General features: G+C 56.6%; 6 protein-coding genes. 1 reads left to right on the top strand and 5 read right to left on the bottom strand.

The genetic code is table 11. The features are described 5' to 3' along the window. Positions 1 to 440 precede the first annotated feature (440 nt). The 5 genes from C7I87_RS32925 to C7I87_RS32945 all read right to left on the bottom strand — a co-directional run bounded on the left by C7I87_RS32925 (position 441) and on the right by C7I87_RS32945 (position 6,839). Positions 441 to 1,283 (bottom strand): ABC transporter permease, encoded by an 843-nt coding sequence (locus tag C7I87_RS32925; protein ID WP_149908119.1) that lies wholly within the window; start codon positions 1,281 to 1,283, stop codon positions 441 to 443. Between the two features lie 12 nt (positions 1,284 to 1,295). After that, complete coding sequence (locus C7I87_RS32930; protein ID WP_149908120.1) at positions 1,296 to 2,240, bottom strand: ABC transporter permease; 945 nt, start codon at positions 2,238 to 2,240, stop codon at positions 1,296 to 1,298. Positions 2,241 to 2,269: 29 nt separating this feature from the next. Further along, positions 2,270 to 3,865 (bottom strand): ABC transporter substrate-binding protein, encoded by a 1,596-nt coding sequence (locus C7I87_RS32935; protein ID WP_149908121.1) that lies wholly within the window; start codon positions 3,863 to 3,865, stop codon positions 2,270 to 2,272. A gap of 36 nt (positions 3,866 to 3,901) precedes the next feature. Next, on the bottom strand, positions 3,902 to 5,752 hold the full coding sequence (locus C7I87_RS32940; RefSeq protein WP_149908126.1) for an ABC transporter ATP-binding protein: 1,851 nt from the start codon (positions 5,750 to 5,752) through the stop codon (positions 3,902 to 3,904). 70 nt (positions 5,753 to 5,822) lie between these two features. Then, a complete protein-coding gene (locus C7I87_RS32945; protein ID WP_149908122.1) occupies positions 5,823 to 6,839 on the bottom strand; it encodes a dipeptidase in 1,017 nt (338 codons plus the stop codon). A 139-nt stretch (positions 6,840 to 6,978) separates the two neighbouring features. Here C7I87_RS32945 and C7I87_RS32950 point away from each other — a divergent pair, with 139 nt between their 5' ends. Continuing rightward, positions 6,979 to 8,271: an NAD(P)/FAD-dependent oxidoreductase gene (locus C7I87_RS32950; RefSeq protein ID WP_149908123.1), complete on the top strand. Its 1,293-nt coding sequence runs from the start codon at positions 6,979 to 6,981 to the stop codon at positions 8,269 to 8,271. The last annotated feature ends 278 nt before the right edge of the window (positions 8,272 to 8,549 follow it).

Raw genomic sequence — 8,549 nt, forward strand, 5'->3', positions numbered from 1 at the left:
CGACTGGATCGGCTGCCCAATGTCAGCATGTTCGCCTTTTTTGGCGGAACGACGGCCGTCACTGTGAACGGATATGTGGCGCGCCACATATCCGCACGCCGGCGATCTTTATGTCTTCCAGCCGCAGCGAGCAGCTTTCATTCATCGATGCCTTTTTTGTACTTTTGTACGGCCTCGGCCCCTCGGATCTCCATCAAGCTCCTGCGTTGCAAGCCGCATCGAATCATTCAGACTTCTTCTCCGATCCTCTCCTCGGCCGGGACCTGAAATGTCGTCCACTCCTGCCCAATCGATCCGTCGCGCGCCGCCAGTGCGGGCCCAGCCCTTACATGAGCTTCGTTCTGCGAAAAAGATGCCACCGTCCCGGGCCGGTTCTAACTTGCTCCGCAGGCTGCTGTGCCTTCCATCGAGCTGGGTTGACTTTCTCCTGCTTAGGAACGTCAATCAAGCAACGTGAAGCGGGGATCGAGCATGTCTCGGGCCCCGTCGCCTATCAAATTGATTGCGAGCACGACAATCGCGATAAGTACGCTTGGATAGAGAATCAGGTGCGGGGCGATCAAGGCAAAGGACCGGCCCTCGGCAACGATGTTGCCCCAACTCGGGTGCTCGGGTGGAACACCTACGCCTACGAAGCTGAGATAAGCCTCATAGAGGATCGCCACGCCGCAGATGTACGTGGCCTGCACCGCGATCGGCGCTAGCGCATTGGGCAGAATATACCTGAAAAGAAGACGTAGCGGCCCAGCGCCATAGGACCGAGCAGCCTCGACGAAAACCTGCTCACGCAGTGTCAGCGTTAAGCTTCGAGCCAGGCGCGCGACACCCGGCACTTCGGGGATCGCCAAAGCCACGATCACGGTCAGGACGCCACCACCAAAAATCGTCGCCAAAGCAATCGCAAGCAGGATTCCCGGTATGGCCATCATGCCGTCCATGATCCTCATCAAGATCGTGTCCGAGAGTCGGCCGGCTCCGGCGACGAGGCCCAGTATCGTTCCGATTGTTGTCGCCAGAGCCGCCGTAGCCACTCCAATCACGAGCGAGATCTGCCCGCCGTAAAGCACACGCGCTAGAAGATCGCGCCCGAACATATCGGTCCCCAGTAGATGGTTATAGCTAGGCGGCTTTAGCCTTGCCTCCGGGCTCATGGACAAAGGGTCAACGCTGGTTAGGATTGGCGCTGAAAAAGAGACCAATAAAATTGCGAGCATAAAAATTGACGCTGCGAGCAAAGGAGTCGGCACGCGCCTTGTTTGTCGCAACGAAAGAGAAAACGTCATCGCCAACACTCCTCAGGTATATTTAATTCGTGGGTCGATAAACAGGTATGACAGATCGACCAGCAAGTTTATCAAAACATATACAGACGAGCTTATTAGTAGCACCCCCTGGATCAGGGGGACATCCTTGTGCTGGATTGCGTCAACCAGGAGACGCCCAACTCCAGGGATGGCAAAGACCGTCTCTGTTATCACCACGCCGCCCAGCATATAGGCAAACGACATTCCAACTATCGTGACGAGAGGCACGGCGATGAGCCTAAGGCAATGGCGCATGATAATTGTGAGCTCATCCAGCCCTTTCGCTCGCGCGACCCGTATGAAGTCCTGGTTAAGGACCTCTATCGCACTCGCTCTCGTGATCCGAGTGATCAGCGCAGTCTGCGCAAACCCCAACATGGTCGCCGGCAAAAGCACATGCCTCAAGACTTCCCATGCCCCGCTATCGAGCCCAGGGAAGCCCGAGATGGGCATTGATCCAAAGTACACCCCGAACGTAAATATCAGCAAATACCCAATCAGGAAGGCAGGTATAGCCGTTCCTGCGATACCGAAGAACGAAACCAGCTGATCGGCGATGCCGCCCCTTTTGCGCGCAGCGAGCAGTCCCAATGGCACAGCAATCATCACTGACACGAGGGTTGCTGAAATTGCCAGGATGATCGTCGGTTCGACTCTCGAGAGGATGAGACTCAGTACCGGTTGTTCAGAAAAGATCGAATTTCCGAGATCGCCCCGCAAGACGTTCTCCAGCCAATGAAAGTACTGGGATAAAATTGGAGCATCGAGGTGAAGCCGCTCTCGAATAGCGGCGATCTGAGCGGGCGACGCATAGTCGCCCGCCAACACAACCGCGGCATCCCCAGGGCTCAAATAGGTCAGCCCGAAAACAACGGCTGTTACAACCCCCATCACCGGTATGATGGAAAGCATTCTGGTGATGAGATACCTGATCATAATAACCTCACGGCCACAGATATGGCGCGCTACTTGCTCTTTCGACGGACATTCCAGAAATAGGTCTCTGCTGTTTCAGGGTTAAATCCTTCGATATCAGCTCTGTAGACAACGGCTCCAGTGTACTCTCCTGTCATGACGAATGGCAGGTAGACAGATGCGCGAGCCTGGAGTTCACTGGCTATCTTCTTCTTCTCGTTTTGATCTACCGCGCTAATAAATGCGGCCCTCAGGTCCTCGATCTTCTTGTCGCATGGCCAACCAAACCACGCCTTCTCACAGTTAGAGGCGAGCATCAGATGGGTAAGGGGAGACGAAGCAGGGCCGCCTTCCATGATGTTGGGGAAGAGGTTCCAGCCGCCTTCCGAGGCCGGCGCCTTAGAGGTGCGGCGCGACGTGAGGGTCGACCAATCCATTGCCTGTAGGTCGACCTGAGCACCGGCCTTTCTCAGTTGCTGCGCCATGTATAGCGATCTTACATGGGCTTCAGGCCAATCCGTCGGGTCGAGAATCACGATGGGCTTTCCATCGTAACCGGCTTCTTTGAGGAGTTCTTTCGCCTTGTCAAAATCGGCCGCGCCCCGGTGGCCAGCATAGGCAGACTCGTCCCCGAATTTCCCTTCGCAGGTAAGGTAAGCATAACAAGTGTGCCAGAATTCCTGGTCACCGACTGCGGCGCGATTGATCTCGTTCTGGTCAATCAGATAGGTAAGTGCTTCCCGCGCCTTCACGTTGTCGAATGGAGGTACCACATGGTTTATGACATATAAGCCCTGCGAGAAATAACCTTTCGCCACCACAACGTCCGGATTGTTTTTCAAGGCCAAGGCGTTATCCATTGGAGGAGACGTCCAGATGTCTTGCTGCCCCGTTACCATCGCTGCCATTGCGGTGTTTGCATCTGGCACGTAAGCCATTTCGATCGTGTCGAAAGTTGCCTCCTTTTTCCCGGCGAAAAAGCTCGGCGGATCATTCCTCGGCACATAATTAGGATTCTTGGTGTAAATGCGCGTCTGGCCTGGCTTCCACGAGGAATAGTCAAACTGATAAGGTCCAGAGCCGGTTGTATCGGTGAGCTGGTCCGTTGGCGGCAAGGAAGCAACCCGCTTGGGCATGATGAAAGCAGGGTTTCCCGTGACCCCCGCAAGCGCGGCGGGGACATCGAACGGCTCGTTCAGCTCAATGCGAAATGTCAGATCATCCACCTTTGTAATGTTCTTGAGCCTGGCAGCCAACAATTGGCCGGTCTGATCCCGGCTAGCCCAGCGCTTCAGGGACTGAATAACGTCGTCGGTCGTAATGGGGCCTCCGTCGGAAAACTTGAGACCTTTCCGAAGTGTGATCGTATAGCTTTTTGTGTCGGCACTAATATCGACTTTGTCAGCGAGTTGGGGACGGGCCACACCGTCCTTGTCAAACTCAAACAATTTGTCGTAGATCAGGTAGGCGTGAACCAAGGTCGTGCCCGACGTCGTTACTATCGGATCTATAGTTTTTAGGTCTGCGTCAGCGATTACGCGTAGCGTATCCGCCATTGCTGTGTTGGCGAAAAACATGCCTGCAAATATCGACGAAAGCATTACCTTCTTAGCCACGCTCTTGCTGCGATTAGTGCTCGTCTTCATTTTTTATTCCCCTTTTTGTGGCCGTTCACAACGACGTCAGGCAGCGACGGCCGGCGCTTCCTTCTTGTCCCATTCTGCATCCCAGATCATGACGGCGTGGCCGGGCGAGACCTCACGATACTGGCGCACTGGCGGGACATAGTCCGCGGGCCGTACGGGGCTCTTGATTTCGTCATTTGTGAGCACACGCTTCTGTAGGCGCCGTGCCGGATCGGCGATCGGCACAGCTGCCAGCAGCCGTTTCGTGTATGGATGCTGGGGGTTCTGGAAAATCGCTTCACGCGGGCCGATCTCAACGATCTCTCCGAGATACATGACAGCGACGCGGTGGCTGACTCGCTCGACGACCGCCATGTCATGCGAGATGAAGAGATAGGCGAGCCCCATGCGGGCCTGCAGATCCAACATCAGGTTGACGACTTGCGCCTTAATCGAAACATCAAGAGCCGAGACCGCCTCGTCTGCCACAATGAGCCGCGGCTCCAGCGAAAGCGCACGCGCAATGCAGATGCGCTGGCGCTGACCGCCTGAGAACTCATGTGGAAAACGCTTGGCCATGTCGGGCAAAAGACCAACCCGCTGCAGGAGGTCGGCGACCCTGTCGCGTGCTTCCGAACGGCTGGCGAGATCATTGATCAGCAGCGGTTCGGCGATCGCAGTGCCCACATTCATGCGCGGATTGAGGGATGCGAACGGATCCTGGAAGATCATCTGCATGCGATTACGCTGCTTGCGCAATTCATGTTGGCCAAGCTTAAGGAGGTCGACGCCGTCGAGCAAAATCGAGCCCGAGAGCGGCTCGGTCAATCGCATCACCGTGCGGCCGGTCGTCGACTTCCCGCAGCCTGACTCGCCGACCAGTGCAAGGGTTTCGCCGCCCTTGACGCTGAACGATACATTCTCGACCGCGTAGACCCGCCCTTTGACTGAAGAGAACAGACCCGAACGGATTTCGAAGCGTTTCGTCAAGCCGGCGACCTCCAGCACTGGGCGCTCGGCCTCCTTGATGGTGTCCGGCACCTCGGCCGGAAGATCGGATTGGCCAGTCGCGCGGTCGACGACCGGGAAGCGCATCGGCCGCCTGCGGCCCTTCATCGACCCGAGTTTTGGAACCGCCGAAAGCAGTGATCGTGTGTAGGGGTGTTCGGGGCTTTTGAAGATGGCCTCGGTCGGCCCGGCCTCCACCACCTGGCCGTTATACATGACCAACGTGCGGTCGGCGATCTCGGCGACGACACCCATATCGTGCGTGATGAAGAGGACTGACATTCCCTCCTCCTCCTGCAACTCTTTGATCAACTCGAGGATCTGCGCCTGAATCGTCACGTCAAGCGCCGTCGTCGGCTCGTCAGCGATCAGCAGCTTCGGCTGACAGGCCAGTGCCATCGCGATCATCACGCGTTGACGCATGCCGCCCGAGAAGCGGTCTGGATATTCATGCAACCGCGCCTTCGCGGCGGGTATGCGCACCTTCTCCAAGAGTCGAATCGTCTCCGCCTCAGCCTCGGACCGCGATAGGCCACGATGCAGGATCAGCGCTTCGGCGATCTGAAAGCCAATGGTCAACACCGGGTTCAGTGAAGTCATCGGTTCCTGGAATATCATCGCAATTTCGTTGCCGCGGATACGGCGCATCTCGGCATTCGGCAGGGTGAGCAGTTCCTTGCCCTCGAGCTTGATCGACCCTTTGACCTCACTTGAGCGCTCGGAGTTTAGCCGCATAATCGAGAGCGCAGTCACGCTCTTGCCCGATCCGGATTCACCAACGACAGCGACAGTCTCCCTCGGGCCGATCTCGAACGATACGTCATTCACGACGGGGTTCCAGCGCCCTCCCACCCGGAAGGAGGTGACCAAATGAGAAACTGAAAGGATAGGAGGAGTCATCTGCTGTTTAGGCACCGCAACAAGTTTAGGTCCAAGCCTCCGGGGGGCCTCCTGTTTGATAGCCACCCGATCACTCTCCCCAGACTTCTCGGAAGACACGCAGCCAGTTCAATCCGAGGATCTTGCGGATGTCGTTTTCCTTGTATCCACGGCGAACAAGCCCGTTCGTCAGCCCGAGAAGCATTTCGGGTGTATCGATCTCGGGAGGTTGATAGTGTGGGGGGCGCGGGTAGACTTCCGGAGTGTACGAACCTTCGCTCACCGCCTTTTCCCAGTCTTCCATCACCGTGTCGAGATCAGCAAAGGGAGGAGTTGCCCACCAATAATCAAGGCCAAGGCCGACATGGTCTATTCCGACAAGGGAGACGAAGTGGTCCAGATGTGCAATCAGGTCGTCAAGGGACGGGCGCGCCTCACCGCCATTGGCCGGCACGATGAACCATGGGACGGCAGTAATCCCAACTAGCCCGCCCGTAGCTGCCGCAGCTTTCGCCTGATCGTCCTCGATATTTCGTTTGCTCGGAAAGATGGCGGCAGAATTTGAATGAGAGAAAACTGCAGGCCTTGTCGTCAGCGACAACGCCTCCATGGTCGTCTTGTAGCCGGTGTGCGTGCAGTCGACTATAATTCGGTTTTCGTTCAGGCGACGCACCAGGTTCTTGCCGAACCTGCTAAGGCCGCCGTCAAACGCTTCCTCACAGCCGTCCCCGACATAATCTTTTCTGTTATACGTCAGTTGTACCATCCGCACACCAAGTGCCTGGAAGGCCTCCACAAGGTCGAGGTCAGTACCAAACGGTCCGGTACCTTGAAAATGGAACATAATTCCTGTTCGGCCGTCGCGTTTTGCAGCTTCGATGTCGGATGCTTTCTCGACCAGCTGCAAATCTGTTCTGGACTTGATGACATGCATCCAACCGCCGATGGTTTTGAGCACTTCAGCGGCAGTCGTCATTCCACCAGCCACACTTGGTGCCACGCAGGTGACGCCGCCAGCGATATAGGAATCGAGATATCGCTTCTTATCCAAAAGAGGGGCTACGGCATCAATTATGACCGCGTCGCGGTGAATAGTCTCGGCGTCCAAGCCATTCCTCCAGAATTGTTCGCTAGCCTGCGGGCCAGCGAGGCATCTGAATACAAACCACTTGGATCCAGAATTGTCAAGACGTTGTAGATTGGATACAGTTGGCAATCTGCCTGTCTCTTGGAGGAGAGTGAACTACATGGCTGGGATGAGCGTCATCGTCGTCGGCGCCGGAATTGTCGGATTGAGTGTTGCCTACGCGGCGCTACAGAGCGGCGCCGCGGTTACGATCATCGATCGCGACCCTGGGGGTGACAAAGTGTCATTGGGGAACGCTGGGGGCATCGCCGTAACCGAAGTGATGCCCGCGTCCGTCCCGGGATTGTGGAAGAAAGTGCCCTTCTGGGTTCTGGATCCTCTCGGCCCACTAACGCTGCGAGTCAGTCATGCTCCTCATTTACTCCCGTGGCTTTGGAGTTTCGCAAAAGTTGGCACAGCCTCGGAAGCGCGACGGATTTCTGGCGCCCTGGCGGAGATCAACAGCCGCGTCTATGACGATCTCGTGCCGCTCTTCAACAAAGTTGGCTTGGCGAACGATCTGTTTCGTAAGGGAGCGCTGACGGTCTACGAGAGCGAGAGCGGTCTGAGACGCGATCAACCGGTGTGGGACGCAAAGCGTGCGCTCGGCGTTGAAACCGAGGAGCTCTCGGCATCGCAGGTCAGGAACATGGAACCGGCGCTAGGTCCGATAGTGAAACATGGGGTGTTCACACCTCAATGGTCCCATGTGTCGGATCCAAAAAAAGTGGTGGATGTTTTGCGCACCTGGCTTGTCGCAAACGGTGCGCAAATCTTGAGAGGCCAGGTTGACCTTCTAGTTGCCACAGCGGACGGTGCAGCACTTACTCTAAACGGCGGAAGAACATTGAAGGCAGCAAAGACGGTCATTGCGGCTGGCGCCTGGTCGGCACAACTTGCCAGGCAGTTGGGGGACCGCGTGCTTCTCGAGAGCGAACGGGGATACAACACCACGATCGCTTCGCCGGGGGTTGCCCTTGAGCGAGAAGTGATATTCGCAGACCGAAAGTTTGTAGCGACACCGCTTTCAGTCGGCTTGCGGGTTGGCGGGGCGGCCGAATTCGGCGGACTGGACGCCGCGCCGAACTTCGACCGCTCGAAATCCCTCGTAACACTTGCCAAGCTCTATCTTCCGGGGATGAAGGTAGAGGGAGGCGTGGAGTGGAGCGGCCACCGGCCTGCCACGCCAGACAGCCTCCCAATCATAAGCCGGTCTGGTCGGAGCCGGCATATCATTTATGCGTTCGGTCACGGGCATCTAGGGCTGACGCAGGGGCCGACGACCGGCAAAATCGTCGCTGACCTACTGTTCGGACGTGTGCCATGCCTCAATCTGGCGCCTTTTTCTGTCACTCGTTTTTCTAATAAGAAATCAGCTGTGGTGCGTCGCCAGAATTTCGGCGATGGATGGTAGCTTTTTTGTTGAGCACGCTCGACTCCGGATGATGTCAAGATACTCGAAGCTGTCCAGCGCGATCGACGCGTCGCGAAGTCGGCATTGCCAATGTTGGGCGCCCACGCCTTGCTCCACCAGCTTCCGCAAGCTTGAAGAGGCCCATCATAGTTGATGAGAGACTTGATTCTGTTTTCGCGTCACCTGCTGGTCTGTCGGGGCGGGTCGACGACCTACTCAGGCGTGAAATTGATGCCTAAAACGACGCAACAGAGCCTTCACATGAATTCGCGGAACCT

Source organism: Mesorhizobium sp. SARCC-RB16n (assembly GCF_008520305.1).
In the GTDB taxonomy this organism is placed as follows: domain Bacteria; phylum Pseudomonadota; class Alphaproteobacteria; order Rhizobiales; family Rhizobiaceae; genus Mesorhizobium.